16 protein-coding genes are annotated in these 19,920 nt (G+C 42.6%); 14 read left to right on the forward strand and 2 right to left on the reverse strand.

The window, feature by feature from the left end; translation table 11 throughout:
* The first annotated feature begins 133 nt into the window (after positions 1–133).
* Both SM122_RS00270 and SM122_RS00275 read left to right on the forward strand, forming a co-directional pair.
* Positions 134–2,818, forward strand: a complete 2,685-nt coding sequence (locus SM122_RS00270; RefSeq protein WP_195326767.1) for a cation-translocating P-type ATPase — start codon at positions 134–136, stop codon at positions 2,816–2,818.
* A 120-nt stretch (positions 2,819–2,938) separates the two neighbouring features.
* On the forward strand, positions 2,939–3,607 hold the full coding sequence (locus SM122_RS00275) for an MIP/aquaporin family protein (protein ID WP_195326768.1): 669 nt from the start codon (positions 2,939–2,941) through the stop codon (positions 3,605–3,607).
* Positions 3,608–3,635: 28 nt separating this feature from the next.
* Here SM122_RS00275 and SM122_RS00280 read toward each other — a convergent pair whose 3' ends face one another.
* Entirely contained in the window at positions 3,636–4,493 is an 858-nt protein-coding gene (locus SM122_RS00280; RefSeq protein ID WP_125826479.1) for a metallophosphoesterase, read from the reverse strand.
* 175 nt (positions 4,494–4,668) lie between these two features.
* Between SM122_RS00280 and prfB the strand changes: the two genes are divergently transcribed.
* The 3 genes from prfB to ftsX all read left to right on the forward strand — a co-directional run bounded on the left by prfB (position 4,669) and on the right by ftsX (position 7,420).
* Positions 4,669–5,764, forward strand: a protein-coding gene (gene prfB, locus SM122_RS00285; protein WP_100209015.1) for a peptide chain release factor 2 whose coding sequence is annotated in 2 segments (ribosomal slippage) — positions 4,669–4,740 and positions 4,742–5,764 — 1,095 coding nt in all. Because the reading frame shifts where the segments join, the coding sequence is not laid out codon by codon here.
* 44 nt (positions 5,765–5,808) lie between these two features.
* The gene (gene ftsE / locus SM122_RS00290) at positions 5,809–6,501 is read left to right on the forward strand and encodes a cell division ATP-binding protein FtsE (RefSeq protein WP_003008021.1); all 693 of its coding nucleotides are present in this window, start codon (positions 5,809–5,811) and stop codon (positions 6,499–6,501) included.
* Positions 6,494–7,420 carry a permease-like cell division protein FtsX gene (gene ftsX, locus SM122_RS00295; RefSeq protein WP_195326769.1) on the forward strand — a complete coding sequence of 309 codons (927 nt, stop codon included), beginning with the start codon at positions 6,494–6,496 and terminating at the stop codon, positions 7,418–7,420. The genes ftsE and ftsX overlap by 8 nt, the downstream gene beginning before the upstream one ends.
* Before the next feature lie 75 nt (positions 7,421–7,495).
* On the opposite strand, the gene SM122_RS00300 is transcribed toward ftsX, so the two are convergent.
* Complete coding sequence (locus SM122_RS00300; RefSeq protein ID WP_070588820.1) at positions 7,496–8,131, reverse strand: MBL fold metallo-hydrolase; 636 nt, start codon at positions 8,129–8,131, stop codon at positions 7,496–7,498.
* Positions 8,132–8,249: 118 nt separating this feature from the next.
* On the opposite strand from SM122_RS00300, the gene SM122_RS00305 reads away from it, so the two are divergent.
* The 9 genes from SM122_RS00305 (at position 8,250) to SM122_RS00345 (ending at position 19,906) form a co-directional block, all read left to right on the forward strand.
* Positions 8,250–10,703 carry a bifunctional DnaQ family exonuclease/ATP-dependent helicase gene (locus tag SM122_RS00305; RefSeq protein WP_407700473.1) on the forward strand — a complete coding sequence of 818 codons (2,454 nt, stop codon included), beginning with the start codon at positions 8,250–8,252 and terminating at the stop codon, positions 10,701–10,703.
* Between the two features lie 4 nt (positions 10,704–10,707).
* Positions 10,708–11,688: a YeiH family protein gene (locus tag SM122_RS00310; protein WP_061590999.1), complete on the forward strand. Its 981-nt coding sequence runs from the start codon at positions 10,708–10,710 to the stop codon at positions 11,686–11,688.
* A gap of 33 nt (positions 11,689–11,721) precedes the next feature.
* Positions 11,722–12,951 (forward strand): FtsW/RodA/SpoVE family cell cycle protein, encoded by a 1,230-nt coding sequence (locus tag SM122_RS00315; RefSeq protein ID WP_118396707.1) that lies wholly within the window; start codon positions 11,722–11,724, stop codon positions 12,949–12,951.
* A 19-nt stretch (positions 12,952–12,970) separates the two neighbouring features.
* Positions 12,971–13,522, forward strand: coding sequence for a DJ-1 family glyoxalase III (locus SM122_RS00320; RefSeq protein ID WP_031574058.1), 552 nt, complete (start codon positions 12,971–12,973; stop codon positions 13,520–13,522).
* 165 nt (positions 13,523–13,687) lie between these two features.
* Positions 13,688–14,251, forward strand: a complete 564-nt coding sequence (locus SM122_RS00325; RefSeq protein WP_155169467.1) for an HAD-IA family hydrolase — start codon at positions 13,688–13,690, stop codon at positions 14,249–14,251.
* Positions 14,252–14,263: 12 nt separating this feature from the next.
* On the forward strand, positions 14,264–16,213 hold the full coding sequence (gene gyrB, locus SM122_RS00330; RefSeq protein WP_195326770.1) for a DNA topoisomerase (ATP-hydrolyzing) subunit B: 1,950 nt from the start codon (positions 14,264–14,266) through the stop codon (positions 16,211–16,213).
* Positions 16,214–16,299: 86 nt separating this feature from the next.
* Positions 16,300–18,024 carry a septation ring formation regulator EzrA gene (ezrA, locus tag SM122_RS00335; RefSeq protein ID WP_155169469.1) on the forward strand — a complete coding sequence of 575 codons (1,725 nt, stop codon included), beginning with the start codon at positions 16,300–16,302 and terminating at the stop codon, positions 18,022–18,024.
* A gap of 113 nt (positions 18,025–18,137) precedes the next feature.
* Positions 18,138–18,806, forward strand: a complete 669-nt coding sequence (gene serB / locus SM122_RS00340; RefSeq protein ID WP_155169471.1) for a phosphoserine phosphatase SerB — start codon at positions 18,138–18,140, stop codon at positions 18,804–18,806.
* Positions 18,791–19,906, forward strand: a complete 1,116-nt coding sequence (locus SM122_RS00345; RefSeq protein WP_155169473.1) for a glycerate kinase — start codon at positions 18,791–18,793, stop codon at positions 19,904–19,906. The genes serB and SM122_RS00345 overlap by 16 nt, the downstream gene beginning before the upstream one ends.
* Positions 19,907–19,920 lie beyond the last annotated feature (14 nt).

Consider the following 19,920-nt stretch of genomic DNA (forward strand, 5'->3'; position numbering starts at 1 on the left):
TATAATGAAACCACTCAAGGGAGTAGCTGACGGATTTCCCGCGATAGTGTCGTCATTCCGAATTATTTCCGGCACTATATTAAACAGCGAGACTTGTTTTTTTAAAAAACAGGCCAAAAAGGAGGAGACTGTTTTGTCAAAAGAACAAAATAAAGATTTGTTTTACACGCAATCTTCTGAGGAAGTCCTAAAGAACTTGGACTCATCTGTCGAAGGTTTGTCAACCGCCCAGGCTCAAGAACGCTTAGCGACTTATGGTCGTAATGAGTTGGAAGAGGGCGAAAAACGTAGCCTACTAGCTAAATTCCTTGATCAATTTAAGGATTTGATGATTATCATCTTGCTTGCGGCAGCGGCACTTTCTGTGATTACAGAAGGAATGGACGGTCTAACGGATGCCATGATCATCTTGGCTGTTGTAGTCTTGAATGCTGCCTTTGGGGTTTACCAAGAAGGGCAAGCAGAAGCAGCCATTGAAGCTCTGAAAAATATGTCTAGCCCGATGGCTCGTGTTCGTCGTGATGGTCATGTTATTGAGATTGACTCAAAAGAATTGGTGCCTGGGGACATCGTCTTGCTTGAAGCTGGAGATGTGGTGCCTGCCGATATGCGTTTGCTTGAAGCGGCGTCTCTTAAAATCGAAGAAGCTGCTCTTACTGGTGAGTCTGTACCGGTTGAAAAGGATATTACTCAAATGGTAGAAGCAGATGCTGGTATTGGGGACCGAGTTAATATGGGTTACCAAAACTCAAACGTAACTTACGGTCGTGGTATTGGTGTCGTGACAAACACTGGTATGTATACAGAAGTTGGTAAGATTGCAGATATGTTGGCTAATGCCGATGAGACTGAAACACCATTGAAGCAAAGCTTGGAACAATTATCTAAAGCCTTGACTTACTTAATCGTTGTGATTGCGGTCATTACTTTCTTGGTTGGTGTCTTCGTTCGTGGTGAACATCCGTTGGAAGGCTTGATGGTTGCGGTAGCCCTTGCGGTTGCGGCGATTCCAGAAGGTCTTCCTGCCATTGTAACCATCGTTCTCTCTTTGGGAACGACAACCCTTGCTAAACGCAATTCAATCGTTCGTAAATTGCCAGCCGTTGAAACACTTGGTTCAACAGAAATCATCGCATCTGATAAAACAGGTACCTTGACCATGAACCAAATGACAGTTGAGAAGGTTTATACCAACGGTCAATTGCAAAGCTCGGCAGCTGAGATTGCTGCTAGCAACAATACCCTTCGCATCATGAACTTTGCCAATGATACCAAGGTAGACCCATCTGGCAAATTGATTGGGGACCCAACTGAGACAGCCCTTGTACAGTTTGGTTTGGACCACAACTTCGACGTCCGTGAAGTCTTGAAGGATGAGCCACGTGTGGCTGAATTGCCATTTGACTCAGACCGGAAACTCATGTCTACCATTCATAAGGAAGCAGATGGCTCTTACTTTATCGCTGTCAAGGGTGCACCTGACCAATTGCTCAAACGTGTGACTCGTATTGAAGTCGATGGGGAAGTTCGCCCAATCACAGAGGAAGATAAGAAAGCTATCCTTGCTACCAACAAAGACTTGGCCAAACAAGCCCTTCGTGTCTTGATGATGGCTTATAAGACAAGCAATGAAATTCCAACCTTAGAATCTGAAATTGTTGAATCTGACCTTGTCTTCTCTGGTTTGGTCGGCATGATTGACCCTGAACGTCCAGAAGCTGCAGAAGCTGTTCGTGTCGCTAAGGAGGCAGGCATTCGTCCAATCATGATTACTGGTGACCACCAAGATACAGCGGAAGCTATCGCCAAACGTCTTGGAATCATCGATCCAAATGATACAGAAGACCATGTCTTCACTGGTGCTGAGTTGAATGAACTCACTGATGAAGAATTCCAAAAAGTCTTCAAGCAATACTCTGTTTACGCGCGTGTATCGCCTGAGCACAAGGTTCGGATTGTGAAAGCATGGCAAAAAGAAGGCAAGGTTGTTGCCATGACTGGTGACGGGGTCAACGATGCGCCATCACTTAAGACTGCTGATATTGGTATCGGTATGGGGATTACTGGTACAGAGGTTTCTAAGGGAGCTTCTGATATGGTCCTTGCCGATGATAACTTCGCAACCATTATCGTAGCAGTTGAAGAAGGACGTAAGGTCTTCTCCAATATTCAAAAATCCATCCAATACCTCTTGTCTGCTAATATGGCTGAGGTCTTCACTATCTTCTTTGCAACCCTCTTTGGTTGGGACGTTCTTCAACCAGTGCATCTATTATGGATTAACTTGGTAACAGATACGCTACCAGCTATCGCTCTTGGTGTGGAACCAGCTGAGCCAGGTGTCATGACCCACAAACCTCGTGGACGTAAGTCCAACTTCTTTGACGGTGGGGTCTTTGGAGCCATCCTTTATCAAGGAATCTTCCAAACTATCTTGGTACTTGGCGTATACGGATGGGCAATTCTTTTCCCAGAGCACCAGAGTCACGCAGAAATCCATGCAGATGCTTTGACTATGGCCTTTGCGACTCTCGGTTTAATCCAATTGCTCCATGCCTTTAACGTGAAATCGGTCTATCAATCGATCTTTAAAGTGGGACTCTTCAAGAACAAGACCTTTAACTGGTCGATTCCAGTAGCCTTTATTCTCTTAATGGCAACCATTATGGTACCTGGATTTAATAAACTCTTCCACGTTTCAAACTTGAGTTTGACGCAATGGTTGGTGGTTGCTGTAGGTGCAATTATGATTGTGGTTCTTGTTGAAATTGTCAAAGCCGTCCAACGTGCACTCGGTAAGGATAAAAACGCTATTTAAGCATTGAAAAGTCATCTTCGGATGGCTTTTTTTGTGTGCAGAAATGTCTGGGCATATTTCTTGAGGCGAGAGTCAATTTTTGATAAACTAGACGACAGTTTGAAGAAAGGAAACTATATTATGAAAAAGTTTTTTGCTGAAGTAATCGGCACATTTATGCTTGTCTTTATCGGGACTGGCGCTGTTGTTTTTGGAAATGGAACTGAAGGTCTTGGGCATCTAGGAATTGCCTTGGCATTTGGTTTGTCAATTGTTGCAGCTGCATACTCTATTGGGACTGTTTCTGGTGCCCACTTGAACCCAGCTGTTTCTATTGCTATGTTTGTCAACAAACGCTTGTCATCTAAAGACTTGATTAATTATATTGCAGCGCAAGTAGTGGGGGCGGTTCTCGCATCTGCAACAGTACTCTTCCTCTTGTCAAATTCAGGTATGTCAACAGCTAGTCTTGGTGAAAATGCCTTGGCTAAAGGAGTGACTCCATTTGGCGGATTCTTGTTTGAAGTAATTGCTTCCTTTATCTTTATTTTGGTCATCATGACAGTGACATCAGCTACCAAAGGTAATGGCAAGATCGCTGGTCTTGTGATCGGTTTGAGCTTGACTTTGATTATTCTTGTTGGTTTGAACATAACAGGACTTTCCGTTAACCCAGCTCGTAGCTTGGCGCCTGCCCTTTTTGTTGGTGGTGCGGCTCTTCAACAAATTTGGATCTTTATCTTGGCTCCAATTGTCGGTGGTATTCTGGCTGCAATCGTTGCAAAAAATCTCTTGGATACAGAAGAGTAAAAAATTGGTTCCAGAGGGACCAATTTTTTTATAGTTCAAGGATCGTCATGGCTTGAGAAAATTCATGAGCGAGCTGTTTTTTCTTGTATGCTTTAAATTCGGGGAGGTCTTTGATTCTGCGATAGCGTTTGTAGGGATCGTATCGTTTTGGAAAATCATATTCAGGAAAAGCTTCGAAAAATTGTTTGCAAAGCTCCCATTCTCGGACATAGCCTAAAGGTCTAGCATGATAGGTGATGTTGTCAATGGTTGTTGCTGGCATTCGATGGTGGCTATGACCAAAAATCACCTCTTTGACAGGATATTGTCTAAACAGTTCATGAAAGGCTTGGCTCCCTAGAAAAGCATTAAAGCGTTCAAAATAAGGGTGGCGCATAAGAAAATGACTATGAGGCACAAAGTGCATGGCGATGATCAGGGGTTGGTCTACTCGCATGAGCTCTTGTTCCAGCTCTTGCAACAGACGTTGGGTAATGGCTGGATCAGATCCCATTCGTTGGAGGCGTCTGTCAAACCAAAATAGATTTTTGGTTTGGAGATGTTTTTGGGGAGAGATAGTAGGAACAAAACTGTAGTCATACCAGCCCGAAAAGGCAAGAAGCGTATGATTGGAGAAGGGAATCTTTTGAAATTCAAAAGGTCTCATGGCTTCTTCTGATAGGCCTAGCATATCATGATTTCCTAGGCTAAAGGTCACTGGAAGGTGACATTGAAGTTGGTCTAAAAATTCCTGTGACGTCTTTTCAAAGCCGTTGGCAATATCTCCTGCAATATGGAGATGTTGAATTTTTTTGTCCTTGAAAAGAGTGATCAGGGTCTCTAATTCTTCTTTGCCGAAGTTGTTTGAATCAATATGTAAATCGGACATAAAAGCTACTGTTGTCATGCTACCAGTCTAGCATAAGAGGATCTTTTTTTCTAACAATTAGGTTACAAATGAATAGAAAAAATGCTGAAAATCAGCTGGCTTGGCAGTGGTCAACCAGTAGATCCAATATTGAAAGGTGGGCAAATAGTGAAGGTTATGATATAATAGACTAGATACATAGAAAGAGGTACTTATGGACATTTCAGAAATTCGTCAAAAAATTGACGCAAATCGTGAAAAATTAGCTTCTTTCAGGGGGTCTCTTTGACTTAGAGGCATTGGAAGAAGAAATTGCCATTTTAGAAAATAAAATGACAGAACCTGATTTTTGGGATGATAACATTGCTGCGCAAAAGACATCTCAAGAATTAAATGAACTCAAGCAGACCTATGAAAATTTCCATCAAATGGTGGATCTCTTTGATGAGTCAGAAATCTTACTGGACTTTTTGGCAGAAGACGATTCGGTCAAGGAAGAATTGATCGAGAAGTTGGAGGAGCTGGATAAACGTATGACCAGCTATGAGATGACCTTGCTATTGTCTGAACCCTATGACAATAATAATGCCATCCTAGAAATCCACCCAGGTTCAGGAGGAACAGAAGCTCAGGATTGGGGCGACATGCTTCTTCGGATGTATACTCGTTTTGGAAATGCCCACGGCTTTAAAGTTGAAGTCTTGGACTATCAGGCTGGGGATGAGGCTGGAATCAAGTCTGTAACCCTATCCTTTGAAGGGCCACATGCATACGGTCTTCTGAAATCTGAAATGGGGGTACACCGTTTGGTTCGGATCTCTCCATTTGACTCCGCTAAACGTCGTCATACCTCCTTTACATCTGTTGAGGTCATGCCCGAATTAGACGATACTATCGAAGTCGAAGTTCGTGATGATGATATCAAGATGGACACCTTCCGCTCTGGTGGAGCTGGTGGACAAAACGTCAACAAGGTTTCTACAGGGGTGCGCTTGACCCACATTCCGACAGGGATTGTAGTGGCATCCACCGTGGATCGGACCCAATACGGGAACCGTGATCGTGCGATGAAGATGTTGCAAGCTAAACTCTACCAATTAGAGCAAGAGAAAAAAGCAGCAGAAGTGGACTCTCTAAAAGGGGATAAAAAAGAAATCACCTGGGGAAGTCAAATCCGCTCCTATGTTTTTACCCCTTATACCATGGTTAAGGATCACCGGACCAACTACGAAGTAGCGCAGGTGGACAAGGTGATGGATGGAGATATCGATGGGTTTATCGATGCCTACCTTAAATGGCGTCTCCAATAACCTCGAGGGAATCAACCAGAAAAGAATGAAAGGAATTTCATTACATGTCAATGATTGAAATGAAAGATGTTGTCAAAAAGTATGACAACGGGACAACGGCCCTTCGCGGGGTCTCTGTCCAAATTGAACCAGGAGAATTTGCCTACATCGTAGGACCTTCTGGTGCAGGGAAGTCGACCTTTATTCGACTTTTATACCGTGAAGTCAAACACGATAAAGGAAGTTTGAAAGTAGCTGATTTTGATTTGGATAAAATCAAAAAACGCGATATTCCTATGTTGCGACGCAATGTGGGAGTGGTCTTCCAAGATTATAAATTGCTTCCAAAGAAAACCGTTTATGAAAATATTGCTTACGCAATGCAAGTTATCGGTGAGCGCCGTCGCAATATTAAAAAGCGTGTGATGGAAGTTTTGGATCTTGTCGGATTGAAACACAAGGTCCGCTCATTCCCGAATGAATTGTCCGGTGGGGAGCAACAACGGATTGCGATTGCTCGTGCGATCGTCAACAATCCGAAAGTCTTGATTGCGGATGAGCCAACGGGGAACTTGGACCCAGATAATTCATGGGAAATCATGAATCTTTTGGAGCGGATTAATCTGCAAGGGACCACAGTATTGATGGCGACTCACAATAGCCAGATTGTAAATACTTTACGTCACCGTGTCATCGCGATTGAAAATGGTCGTGTAGTGCGTGATGAAGCGGAAGGAGAGTACGGATACGATGATTAGAAGATTTTTCCGACACTTAATCGAATCGCTTAAAAGCTTGAAACGAAATGGTTGGATGACGATGGCAGCGGTCAGCTCGGTTATGATTACCCTTAGCTTGGTTGCTATTTTCGCCTCTGTGATTGCCAATACCATTAAGCTTTCAGATGATATTCAAAATAGTGTGCGGGTTGTAGTATACATGCGCAAGGATATTCAAGATCAGAGCGAGCAGATTGAAAAAGACGGTCAAACCGTGACCAATGAAAACTACCATAAGGTCTATGATGCTCTGACAGCCATGAAGCATGTCGATAAGGTTGATTTTTCTAGCAAGGAAGAACAGTATGATAAACTGATCAAAACGGCTGGGAACAACTGGAAGATTTTTGATGGAGATGCCAATCCTCTCTATGATGCGTATTATGTAGAGACAACAGCTCCTAAATATGTGAAGCAAGTCTCAGCAGATGCCCAAAAAATTGAAGGGGTCTCTGAGGTTAAAGATGGTGGGGTCGATACCCAACGCTTGTTTGCTCTTGGAACCTTCATCCGAAACTGGGGCTTGATTGGTGTAGCTTTATTGATCTTCATCGCGGTCTTCTTGATTTCGAATACCATTCGGATTACCATCATTTCACGTAGTCGTGAGATTAAGATTATGCGACTGGTAGGAGCAAAAAATGGTTATATTCGTGCACCATTCCTTTTAGAAGGTGCTTGGATCGGTCTCTTGGGAGCCTTGGTTCCTTCAGCTTTGGTCTTTTATGTTTATAATGTTGTCTATACATCTATGAACAATAACTTGGCAGATCAAAACTTGTATCTCTATAGCCCTCATCTCTTGGTACCGATCATGGTCGGTGGCCTCTTTGGATTAGGAATTTTGATTGGGGCGATTGGTTCTTCAATCTCCATGAGACGTTTTCTTAAGATATAATAAAAAAGCAAGTTCGCACTTGCTTTTTTTGTTTACTTTGATGAGGACAGGAAGGATGATAAGGATTCTTTAGGATTATCTAAAGAAGGGATTGAACATCTTCTCGTGACCAATAGAGGTTTCAGGGCCATGACCGGGATAGACAGTGTAGGAAGATGGAAGGGTAAAGAGTTCTTCTCTAATACTGCTAAGTAACTGTGTTGCGTTCCCTGTTGGAAGATCGGTCCGTCCAATGGTTTCGCGAAAAAGGGCATCACCAGATAGAACCAGGTGATTCTGAGGAAAGACGATGGAAACCCCTCCGGCAGAGTGGCCTGGTGTCTCCAGAACATAAAAGTGGAAATCAGCTATTTGGTAATCGGAGCGAATGTCATAAAGGAAGTCGGCCTCCTTGCATACAACATCTTCTAAATCCGCATGACGATCCAAACCAGATAAATTATCGACAGGAGAAGACAACCAACTGGCTTCTGCTGAATGGACATAAACAGGTGGGAAATGATAGGTCTGACGAACCTTTTCAAGACTCATAATGTGATCGTAATGCGTATGGGTTAAAAGAATCGCTACAATTGGTTTTCCGATGCGATCTATTTGTTTTTGAATAGTCGTCCAGTCGCTACCTGGATCGACAAGAATGAGGGAGTGGTCATTTTCAAGGTAGTAGGTGTTTTCATAAGCTACAGGATTAACAGTACGATAGATTTTCATAAGGACTCCTTTCTAGAATAGTGTATCAAATTGCGAGGAAAATAACAGGATTGAAGTCAGCATGAAAGGAGAAAAAAATCTGCAGAGCTTGCTCAAACGTGATATAATTTTAAGTATTATGACAAGACAGAAACGGAAATATGCCATTGTGGACCTGGAAGCGACCAGTGCTGGAAGCAATGCTAAGATCATTCAGGTTGGGATTGTCATCATTGAAGATGGTAGGATTACGCAATCCTATGAGACGGATGTGAATCCCCATGAGCGATTGGATGAGCATATCAAACAATTGACTGGCCTGACAGATGCTCGCTTGAAAAAAGCTCCAGAGTTTGCACAAGTGGCAAAAGAAATTTTTGAATTAATAGAAGATGCCGTCTTTGTGGCCCATAATGTCAAATTTGATGCGAATTTATTGGCAGAAGCCCTTTTTTGGGAAGGATTTGAGCTAACGACTCCTCGGATTGATACGGTTGAATTGTCTCAAATTTTCTATCCGACTTTAGAACGCTACAATTTAGGAGCGCTTGCGGCTGAACTGGAAATTGAGTTGCACCATGCTCACTCCGCTTTAGCGGATGCTATGGCAACAGCCCAGCTGCTGTTGAAATTGAGAGAGAAAATTGCGAGCTTACCAAGAGGATTGATCGAAAAACTTCTTTCGATGGCAGATTGTTTGATTTATGAATCGCGACTCTTAATAGAAGATGCGCTTGAAGACAGTAGCCTTTTTTTACCAGCTCATTTAGTAGAAGTTCATGGTCTCTATCTGCGCAAGCAACAGCAGTTTTTAGAAAGTCGTCATTTGTCTGAACAGTTTGAACTCAATATGCAGTTGTTGGGAATGGAGGCTTATCCGGAGCAAAGAGAATTTGTTGCTTATATCGAGGACAGTTTGCAACGGCCACTTCCGAGTTTTATTGAAGCGCCAACGGGTATCGGGAAGACCTATGCCTATCTATTAACGCTTTTGGCGAAAACCTCCAAGCGCATTCTTGTCAGTGTTCCCACTAAAATTCTTCAGGATCAAATTATGAAGAAGGAAGGAAAGACCATCCAAGATCTTTTCCAAATTCCCTTTCATAGCCTGAAAAGTCCCAAGGATTACATCCAACTCGATAAATTTTATGAGGCCTTACAGAGTGAGTCAGATAATGGGATGGTTCGACGCTTTAAAATGCAACTCTTGGTTTGGCTGACGATGACAGAAACGGGAGAGTTCAGTGAAATTGGTCAACTCTATCGTCATCTTCATTTTGTATCTGAAATATGCCACGATGGCCAATTGTCGAAACGTTCGCTTTTTTATCAGGAAGATTTTTGGCGTCTCGGCCAGGAAAAAGTGAAAACCAGCCGAGTAATTCTGACCAATCATGCCTATCTGTTAACCCGTCTAGAAGATGATAAGAGTCTACTTCAAGAATCTGTTCTGGTAGTGGATGAAGCGCAAAAACTCTTCTTTGCTTTGGAGCAGTTTTCACAGAGAGAAGAAACCTTGCAATCTCTTCTTCTAAGCTTGCAACACGCCATCGAAGAGGAAAAAGATCTGCTGCAGCGACGGTTGCTGGAGAGTATTCAATTTGAACTAAATGCCTGCTCTAAGGAAGTTGTACAAGGAAAAACAGCGATCTTATCAGATCAAACAGTGGCAAAAATTCGACAGGATGTATCGGAATTAAAAAACGAATCTTTAGAGAATCTAAGGGAATTGTTTGATGAGCGATACCAGATTTTTTGGATGGACAAGGAAGTGGTCGAAAGCCACCAGATTCTTCGTCTCCATGGAGGAGTTGAGGACTTGCTATCCTTTAAGGAGTTTGTGCCTGAAGAAGTGCCCGTGCTCTTTGTATCAGCGACGATCTCGATCAGTAAAAAGGTGCATTTACCTGCCCTTTTGGGATACCAAGAGCATCAAATCTACCGGGTGCCAATAACAGTCAAACAACACCAGGAATTGTTGGTGCCGATAGATTTTCCAGATGTCGTTTCTTTATCTTCCGTGGAGTATGCAGGAGAGATTTGTCAGCTCATCGATGAACTCCTTCCTCTAAGAAAACCAATTTTTCTTTTGTTTACCTCAAAAGAATTGTTACTGGAGACGTCAAATGCCTTGAAGTTTCCTCATTTGGCCCAGTATCGAAATGGCGATGCAGATAATATTAAGCGACGATTTGACCGAGGAGAAAGCTCTATTTTATTGGGAACAGGAAGCTTCTGGGAGGGAGTCGATTTTTCCCAACAAAAAGAAGTGATTCAAATCATCACGCGCCTTCCTTTTGACAACCCTAAAGATTATATGGTTCAAAAGCTGAATACCCAACTCAGAGAACAGGGGAAAAATCCCTTTTATGACTATAGCCTTCCAGTCGCAATTTTAAGGCTCAAACAGGCTATTGGGAGAACCAGCCGTTTTCAAGACCAGGAATCGTTGGTCCTCTTATTGGACCAGCGGGTGGTGACCAAACGATATGGAAAACAAATTTTAGATGGTTTGCAGCAAGTGTTGCCCCTTCACACGACAGTGAGAGAGCGGCTTGTTGAGCAAGCAGCTGCCTTTTTTGAAAGGAATTGAGAGAATGAAAAATAAAGGATTTGGACTTGCAATTGCATTTGTACTGGCTCTTTGCGCCATGTTTTTGGGAACTTTCTTTCCCATCATTGGCTCCAGTGTCTTTGCTTTGATTTTAGGAATTGTCCTCAATGAATTAGTAGATTTGCCGGAGAATTCACGACCAGGACTGAACTGGTCCGGTAAGAAATTATTGCAGTATTCGATTATCTTCATGGGATTTAGCTTGCCGATTGCGACGGTTGCCTCTACAGGCTTGTCTTCTTTGAAGATTAGTCTGCCAACGATAACAGTTGCCTTTCTTGCAGCGATGATCTTTGGGAAAGTCTTCCATCTGAAATCTCACCTACGGACCTTAATTGGATTTGGAACGGCTATTTGTGGTGGATCAGCTATCGCAGCAGCTGCTCCGATCATTGAAGCAGACGAAGAGGAAATTGCCTTATCTATGTCAACTATCTTCTTCTTCAACATTCTGGCTGTCTTTATCTTTCCAGTATTAGGGCATGTATGGCATATGTCTAATTTTCAATTTGGCCTCTGGTCAGGAACAGCTATTAACGATACGTCATCAGTTGTAGCAGCAGCGTTTTCTTATAGTAAGGCGGCGGGTGAAATGGCGACCATTGTTAAGTTGACACGCGCCCTGATGATTGTACCAGTTTGTTTGGGCTTGATCGGTTTAAAATGGTATCGGAGCAAGCAACAAGGAAGAAACAAAGGAATGTTAAAGAAAATTATTCCTTGGTTCATCATTTGGTTTATTGTGGCTTCTATTCTTTCATCTATCGGCTTGGTACCTAAAGTGGTTCTTCCTTACCTAAAGGACCTTTCTCATCTCTTTATGGCCATGGCCTTGGTCGGAATCGGAAGCAAGGTTTCTTGGAAACAGTTCCGTGCAGCAGGAGCAGCCCCCCTTCTAGTAGGGTTGATTGCTTGGTTTTGTGTAGCAGGATCTAGCTTGATTCTACAAATGTTGTTCTATTAATTGATTTGATGATTCTCACAGAAAGGAACGTGAATGAAGAAACATCATTTTTTGACGATTCACCTGGATTATTCGATCATTGGGATTGTCTTCGCCCTTCTCATGATTGGGATTTTATCTGTTTATGTAGCAGTTTCTCATGACTATCCCCAAATGGTGTGGCCTTTTTTAGGGCAGCAATTGGCCTGGATTGGTGTGGGATGCGTCATTTGCCTGATTGTGACGATTTTTAGCACGAAATTTCTTTGGAAAATCACTCCCTTTCTTTACCTGCTTGGCCTGGCCTTGATGGTTCTTCCCCTTGTTTTTTATAATCCCAACTTGGTAGCTTCGACTGGAGCTAAAAACTGGGTGGCTTATGGGAACATCACCTTATTTCAGCCCTCAGAATTTATGAAGATCCCCTTCATCCTGATGCTGTCACGCTCTATTGTCCGATTTTTGCAAAGAAATAAGGGGCGTGAGCGATTATTACGACAAGATTGGTTTTTGATTCTAGAGTTGACCATCTATACGATTCCGGTCTTTGCCTTATTGGCTCTCCAACAGGACTTGGGAACGGCCTTAGTATTCTTGGCCATCTTTGCGGGCTTAGTGCTCGTTTCAGGAGTTTCCTGGAAAATTATCTTGCCGGTCATCTTGCTTCTGGCAGGTGGGTTAGCAGGCTTTCTCTTCCTCTTTCTTTCAGAAGGGGGGCGAGCTTTTCTGCACCAGCAAGTAGGGATGCCAACCTATCAGATGAACCGTATTTTAGCCTGGTTAAATCCTTTTGACTATGCACAAACCACCACCTACCAGCAGGCACAAGGACAGCTAGCTATTGCTAGTGGTGGTCTCTTTGGGCAAGGCTTTAATGTCTCCAATTTATTGGTTCCCGTACGGGAAAGCGATATGATTTTTACGGTCGTCGCAGAAGACTTTGGCTTTGTTGGAGCTCTGGTGCTGTTGATTTTATATGTGACCCTGATTTACCGCATTTTAAAAATTACCCTCCAGTCCAATAACCAATTTTATACCTATATTTCCATCGGATTTATCATGATGCTGGTCTTTCATATTTTTGAAAATGTCGGAGCAGTAACGGGTCTTCTCCCTTTGACGGGGATTCCCCTCCCCTTTATCTCACAAGGTGGATCGTCTATTATTAGTAATCTGATTGGTATTGGTCTGGTCCTCTCAATATATAATCATAGTAGCAAAAAGAAAGAGCCAGAAGAAGGGCCTCCAATCCGTAAAAAAGTAGTCCTTAAAAAGGCGCAATAGATAGAAAGAAGGAATGAAAATGAAAAAAGTAGCAACGATTTTAGCAAACGGTTTTGAAGAAATTGAAGCCTTGACCATTGTCGATGTTTTGAGACGGGCTGGGATCGACTGTGACCTTATTGGCATGGAAGAAACGGTCACAGGTTCTCACCAGATCACAGTGCAAGTCGATCGCCTCTGGAATGGGGACCTGTCAGATTATGATGGAATCTTCTTGCCAGGTGGGATGCCAGGAGCTGCAAATTTGCGTGATAATCCGGAATTGATTGCAGCTCTTCAAGAAGAAAGTAGGAAGGGAAAAATCATTTCTGCGATTTGTGCAGCACCAATTGTCTTGGCGCGTGCCGGCCTCTTAAAAGATAAACACTATACGTGTTACGATGGTTTTGAAGAAGAGATTCAAGATGGACACTATCAGAAAGAAACAGTAGTGAAAGACGGGAATCTCTTGACCAGTCGTGGTCCTTCAACTGCGCTTGCCTTAGCCTATGCCTTGGTAGAGCAATTTGGAGGAGATGCCCAAAGCCTTCGTCAAGGAATGCTCTATCAAGATGTCTTTGGAGATGCTTAAAAGAGCTCTTTTGGGCACCATATTTTCTGGTGAAAGTTTACATTCTATGACGGGAAATGACTTCTCTATGATTTAAAATGAAATGACCGTAAAAAATGGCTAAAATCCCCCCTAAATGAGGGTTTTAGCTTATTTTTTTTGTCCATTTGTGGTATAATATTGACTATGAATTATCATGATTTTATATGGGATCTTGGTGGGACGCTATTGGATAATTACGAAACGTCCACAAATGCCTTTGTAGCGACATTGAAGGACTTTCACATCCAAGCCGATCATGATTCTGTTTATGCAGCATTAAAAATCTCAACACAGGATGCAATTCAAACCTTTGCACCTCATATTTCCAATTTTCGTACGGAATACAAGAAAAAAGAAGCCTTGGGCTTGCAAGAGCCGGTCTTATTTGAGGGAGCAAAAGAGTTACTAGAAGAGATCCAAGCACATGGAGGACGCCATTTTTTGGTATCTCATCGGGATCGCCAAGTTTTGACCCTTCTTGAACAGACAGGCATTGCACCCTACTTTACGGAGATTGTAACGGCAGACGAGGGCTTTCCTCGAAAACCAGACCCAGCCTCTATGCTTTATTTGAAGGAAAAATATGGTATTCAAGACGGTCTGGTCATCGGAGATCGTCCGATCGATATAGAAGCTGGAAAGGCTGCAGGGCTTTCGACCTATTTATTTGATTCCATGCCACACTTACACCAGTTTATATTTGAATAGAAAAGGGAAATTATGACAGAGGATAAACAGCAAGAAAATCAAGCACAAGAATATGATGCCAGTCAGATTCAGGTCTTGGAAGGACTAGAAGCCGTTCGGATGCGTCCGGGAATGTATATTGGATCTACCTCAAAAGAAGGTCTTCATCATCTGGTCTGGGAAATCGTTGATAACTCGATCGACGAAGCCTTAGCTGGTTTTGCTAGCCATATTGAAGTTTTCATTGAAGCAGATAATTCGATCACGGTTGTCGATGATGGTCGTGGGATCCCAGTGGATATCCAAGAAAAGACAGGTCGACCTGCCGTTGAAACTGTCTTTACAGTGCTTCACGCGGGAGGAAAATTTGGCGGGGGCGGCTACAAGGTATCTGGTGGTCTTCACGGGGTAGGATCTTCCGTAGTAAATGCCCTCTCCACATCCCTCGATGTTCGTGTCTATAAAAATGGCAGTATCCATTACCAAGAATATCGACGCGGACATGTTGTAGATGATTTAAAGATCATTGGAGAAACAGACCGCACAGGAACAACCGTCCACTTTATTCCAGATCCAGAAATATTCACGGAAACGACTGAGTATGATTTTGAAAAATTGAACAAGCGGATTCAAGAATTAGCCTTTCTAAATCGTGGTTTGCGTATCTCCTTGACGGATAAGCGAGAAGGCCTGGAGCAAGAAAAGCATTACCACTACGAAGGCGGGATTTCTAGTTACGTTGAATACATCAATGAAAACAAAGATGTCATCTTTGAAACTCCGATCTACACAGATGGGGAAATGGATGATATTACTGTTGAAGTAGCCATGCAATATACCACCGGCTACCATGAGACGGTCATGAGTTTTGCCAATAATATCCATACTCATGAAGGTGGGACGCACGAACAGGGCTTCCGTACAGCTCTCACTCGTGTCATCAATGATTACGCTAAGAAAAATAAACTCTTAAAAGAAAATGAAGACAATCTAACTGGGGAAGATGTTCGAGAAGGCTTAACAGCAGTGATCTCAGTTAAACATCCAAATCCACAGTTTGAAGGACAAACCAAGACCAAACTTGGAAATTCAGAAGTTGTTAAAATTACCAATCGACTCTTTAGTGATGCTTTTTCTGATTTCCTTTTGGAAAATCCGCAAATTGCTAAGAAAATCGTTGAAAAAGGGATTTTAGCGGCGAAAGCTCGCGTAGCTGCTAAGCGAGCGCGTGAGGTGACCCGTAAGAAATCAGGGCTTGAGATTTCCAACCTACCTGGTAAATTGGCAGATTGTTCTTCAAATAATCCACAAGAAACAGAACTCTTTATCGTCGAAGGGGATTCAGCCGGAGGATCTGCAAAATCTGGTCGAAATCGGGAATTCCAAGCGATTTTACCAATCCGTGGTAAGATCTTGAACGTTGAAAAAGCAAGTATGGACAAAATTCTAGCCAATGAAGAGATCCGTAGTTTATTTACTGCTATGGGAACTGGATTTGGTGCAGAATTTGATGTTACAAAAGCGCGTTATCAAAAATTAGTCATCATGACCGATGCCGATGTCGATGGCGCTCATATCCGAACCCTTCTATTGACCTTGATCTATCGCTATATGAAACCAGTCTTGGAAGCGGGATATGTTTATATTGCGCAACCACCAATCTATGGGGTTAAAGTCGGTAGTGAGATCAAAGAATATATCCAACCTGGTGCCAACCAAGAAGCCGAATTAGCTGCAGCTTTGGAACGTTATTCAGAAGGTCGCTCAAAACCAACCATCCAACGCTATAAAGGTCTTGGAGAAATGGATGATCACCAATTATGGGAAACAACCATGAATCCAGAACACCGCTTGATGGCACGAGTATCAGTAGACGATGCTGCGGAAGCAGATAAGATCTTTTATATGTTGATGGGGGACCGCGTGGAACCACGTCGTGAATTTATCGAAGAAAACGCTGAATATAGTACACTCGATGTATAAAATTCACCGAACGCTTCCCATTAATGGATATTTTATGGTATAATTACTAGGATTACGTTCAAGTAATACGATGAAGGAGTTTTTATATGTCTAGTGGACTAATTGTTCTCATCTTTATTGTCGCCCTTATCTTGATTGTAGGATATGTGGTTGCAGTCATTTTGAGAAAACGAAATGAAGCCTTACTGGCAGCACTGGAAGAACGAAAAGAAAAGTTATACAACCTTCCGGTCAACGATGAAGTAGAGGCCGTAAAAAACATGCATTTGATTGGTCAAAGTCAAATTGCATTTCGTGAATGGAATCAAAAATGGGTAGATTTATCCTTAAATTCATTTGCTGATATTGAAAACAATCTGTTCGAAGCGGAAGGCTATAATAATTCTTTCCGTTTCATGAAGGCTAAACAAGCCATTGACAATATCGAAAGTCAGATCCAATTGATCGACGAAGATATCAAGGCGATTCGCAAAGCCCTTTCTGATCTGGAAGAGCAGGAACAAAAGAATAGCGGACGCGTGGTTCATGCCTTGGATATGTTTGAGGAACTTCAAAAAGAAGTCACTTCAGACCCAGATCGTTATGGCAGTGCGCTTCCTGAAATTGAAAAACAAATTGGAAATATTCAATCTGAGTTTTCACAATTTGTCACCTTGAATTCTTCAGGTGACCCTGTTGAAGCAGCTGAAATCCTTGATACAGCTGAGAACCATATTGTGGCCTTAAAACAAATTGTTGAGCGAGTGCCAGAAATTGTCACCGCTCTTCAGTCAAAACTTCCAGACCAATTAGAGGATTTGGAAAGTGGCTACCGCAAGCTTTTGGAATCTGGCTACCACTTCACTGAAACAGATATTGAATCTCGTTTCCAACAGTTGCATGCTTCCTTGAAGAACAATATGGCAAATGTATCCGCCCTTGAATTGGACAATGCCATTTACGAAAATGAACAAATTCAAGAAGAAATCGATGCCTTGTATCACATCTTTACTCGTGAAATTGAATCACAAAAAGTTGTGAAGAAGTTAGTGAAACAACTGCCTGGCTATTTGAAACACGCAAAAGATAACAATAGCAACCTTGCAGCAGAAGTGGAACGCCTTGGTAAAACATTCGTCTTGAATGAAGCTTTCAGCCAACAGTTAAAAGAGTTGGAAGCTGAGCTATCTTCACAAGAAAATGTGGTAGAAGATGCCTTGAAAGATTCATCTGAAACACAAAAAGCTTATTCTATCGTAGAAGAAGAGTTAGAAGCTATTGAGGCTCGCTTGAAAGAAATCGAAGATGAGCAAATCGGCTTGAATGATTCCCTTTCAAAAGTTGAAAAAGACGATGCCAATGCTCGCCAAAAAGTTAACATCTATGCCAACCGTTTGCATGCCATTAAACGCTATATGGACAAGCGAAACTTGCCAGGAATCCCTCAAGAATTCTTGGAATTATTCTTCACAGCAAGCAACAATACAGAGGCTTTGATGGATGAGTTGGAAGGGGATAAAATCAACATCGAGTCAACCAATCGTTTGTTAGATATTTTGACAAATGATATGAATGAATTGGAAGAAGCGACTTATCGAATTGTACAAAATGCTACTTTAACCGAGCAGTTATTGCAATACTCGAACCGTTACCGTTCATTTGATGATCATGTGCAAGCAGCTTTTGATGAATCCCTTTATATTTTCGAAAGAGAATATGACTATGCAGCTTCCTTTAAGGTCATCTCAGATGCTTTGGAGATGGTAGAAGCTGGAGTGACAGATCGCTTTGTTACTTCGTATGAAAAAACTCGGGAGCAAATTCGCTTCTAATAACAAAAAAACGACTTTTTAGGAGGTCGTTTTTTTTATCTTCAATTGATCATTGAAACTTGAAATTTAAACCCTATTTTTGTATAGTAAGGGAGAAATAAGAAAGGAAAGCGATGAAAGAAGTAACAGGTCTCCTCGTTATGGATGTAGATGGAACTTTGATCCAACAAGAAGGAATTGATTTACTAGCTCAAGAAGCTGGCGTGGGACAAAAAGTAGCAGAGATTACGGCACAAGCAATGAATGGAGAGTTGGATTTTAAAGCATCTTTACAGGCGCGTGTCGCTTTATTGAAGGGATTAGAGACCTCTATCTTTCCGAAAATTTTGGAGCAGATGGAAGTCACGCCGGGTGCTGAAACATTGATCACGGGACTGCATCAAAGAGGTTACAAGGTTGGTCTTGTTTCGGGGGGATTTCACGAAGTCATCGACCCCATCGCGAGGTCTTTAGGAATTGATCTGGTCCTTGCCAATCGTTTGCGGATTTCTGATGGTCGTTTGACAGGGGAAGTCCTTGGTGAAATTCTAACTCCTGAAAGGAAAAAAGAGGCACTTTTAACCTGGGCGAAAGAAAATCATGTCCTACGAAGTCAGACGATTGCGATGGGAGATGGTGCCAATGATCTTCCGATGATTGAAACAGCCGGTATCGGGATTGCCTTTATGGCCAAGCCAATCGTCGCTGAGCAAGCCCCATATCGTATCGAGAAGAGGGATCTAAGCCTTGTTCTTGAAATTCTAGACCAGCATAGAAAGGAAACAGCATGCATATCCTACTAGCACCGGATTCATTTAAAGAATCCTTATCCGCCAAACAAGTAGCAGAAGCCTTAAAAAAAGGATTTCAAGAGGCTCTACCAGATGCAACTTTTGACCTCCTTCCCATAGGGGATGGTGGCGAAGGAACCATGGATACACTCGCTGGCGTTCTGAATTTAACCAAGAAGCATACTCAGGTAACAGGACCATTTGGGAAGCCTGTTTCAATGGCTTACTACCAAAAAGATGAGATGGCATTTTTTGAGATGGCCTCTCTTGTTGGCTTAGGCTCTATCCCAGCTGAAAAACGCAATCCACTAGAACTAGAGACACGAGGAATTGGTGAACTGATTTTGCAATTGGTTGACCAAGGGGTTAAAACGATCTGTGTGGGAATTGGTGGTTCAGCGACCAATGATGGTGGGATTGGGATGGCAGCCGGACTAGGGGTAGCCTTCTATGATGACCAAGGTCATCTGCTTCGTCCTGTAGGTGCTTCGATCGGTCGTGTGGATAGAATAGATACCAGTGCGGTTCCAAATGCTTTACAAGACATCGAGCTCCTGGTCTTAACGGATGTCACCAATCCTCTCTGTGGCAGTCAAGGAGCAACCTATATCTTTGGCGGGCAAAAGGGTTTGAATCCCCTTCTGTTTCCAGCAGTTGATCAAGCTATGGAGGAATTTTATCAGCTAGTTGATCCACGAATCTTGTCTATGGCTGGCGCCGGAGCTGGAGGTGGCATGGCAGCAGGCTTGATCGCTTTTGCGGGAGGTCAGATTTCCTCAGGAATTGAGAAAAGTTTGGATCTAATCGACTTCGATCGTAAGGTTCAAAAAGCGGATCTGGTCGTCGTTGGAGAAGGTAGGATGGACCTCCAATCCCTTTCTGGGAAGGCACCTGTCGGGGTGGCCAAACGAACACCAGAGAAGATCCCAGTGATAGCTATTTGTGGTAGCTTAGCGGAGGATTTGCCTGCTTTTCCTAGTCATCACATTGAAGCTGCCTTCTCTATCGTACCTGGTCCTTGTGAGGTAGCAGATGCACTCGCTCATGCTGAAACAAATCTAATTTCCTGTGCTCAAAATATTGGGAACCTTTTAAAAATAAAAGCAAACTAAAAAACCAATGGAAA

Origin of the sequence: Streptococcus gingivalis, assembly GCF_035544715.1 — a bacterium.
In the GTDB taxonomy this organism is placed as follows: domain Bacteria; phylum Bacillota; class Bacilli; order Lactobacillales; family Streptococcaceae; genus Streptococcus; species Streptococcus gingivalis.

What these genes read in the sequence shown, in the direction of transcription:
- ftsE (WP_003008021.1), top strand. Translation starts at nt 5,809, where the DNA reads ATGTCAATGATTGAAATGAAAGATGTTGTCAAAAAGTATGACAACGGG.
- SM122_RS00280 (WP_125826479.1), bottom strand. Translation starts at nt 4,493, where the DNA reads ATGACAACAGTAGCTTTTATGTCCGATTTACATATTGATTCAAACAAC.
- SM122_RS00275 (WP_195326768.1), top strand. Translation starts at nt 2,939, where the DNA reads ATGAAAAAGTTTTTTGCTGAAGTAATCGGCACATTTATGCTTGTCTTT.
- SM122_RS00315 (WP_118396707.1), top strand. Translation starts at nt 11,722, where the DNA reads ATGAAGAAACATCATTTTTTGACGATTCACCTGGATTATTCGATCATT.
- SM122_RS00345 (WP_155169473.1), top strand. Translation starts at nt 18,791, where the DNA reads ATGCATATCCTACTAGCACCGGATTCATTTAAAGAATCCTTATCCGCC.
- gyrB (WP_195326770.1), top strand. Translation starts at nt 14,264, where the DNA reads ATGACAGAGGATAAACAGCAAGAAAATCAAGCACAAGAATATGATGCC.
- ftsX (WP_195326769.1), top strand. Translation starts at nt 6,494, where the DNA reads ATGATTAGAAGATTTTTCCGACACTTAATCGAATCGCTTAAAAGCTTG.
- SM122_RS00310 (WP_061590999.1), top strand. Translation starts at nt 10,708, where the DNA reads ATGAAAAATAAAGGATTTGGACTTGCAATTGCATTTGTACTGGCTCTT.
- ezrA (WP_155169469.1), top strand. Translation starts at nt 16,300, where the DNA reads ATGTCTAGTGGACTAATTGTTCTCATCTTTATTGTCGCCCTTATCTTG.
- SM122_RS00325 (WP_155169467.1), top strand. Translation starts at nt 13,688, where the DNA reads ATGAATTATCATGATTTTATATGGGATCTTGGTGGGACGCTATTGGAT.
- SM122_RS00320 (WP_031574058.1), top strand. Translation starts at nt 12,971, where the DNA reads ATGAAAAAAGTAGCAACGATTTTAGCAAACGGTTTTGAAGAAATTGAA.
- SM122_RS00305 (WP_407700473.1), top strand. Translation starts at nt 8,250, where the DNA reads ATGACAAGACAGAAACGGAAATATGCCATTGTGGACCTGGAAGCGACC.
- SM122_RS00300 (WP_070588820.1), bottom strand. Translation starts at nt 8,131, where the DNA reads ATGAAAATCTATCGTACTGTTAATCCTGTAGCTTATGAAAACACCTAC.
- serB (WP_155169471.1), top strand. Translation starts at nt 18,138, where the DNA reads ATGAAAGAAGTAACAGGTCTCCTCGTTATGGATGTAGATGGAACTTTG.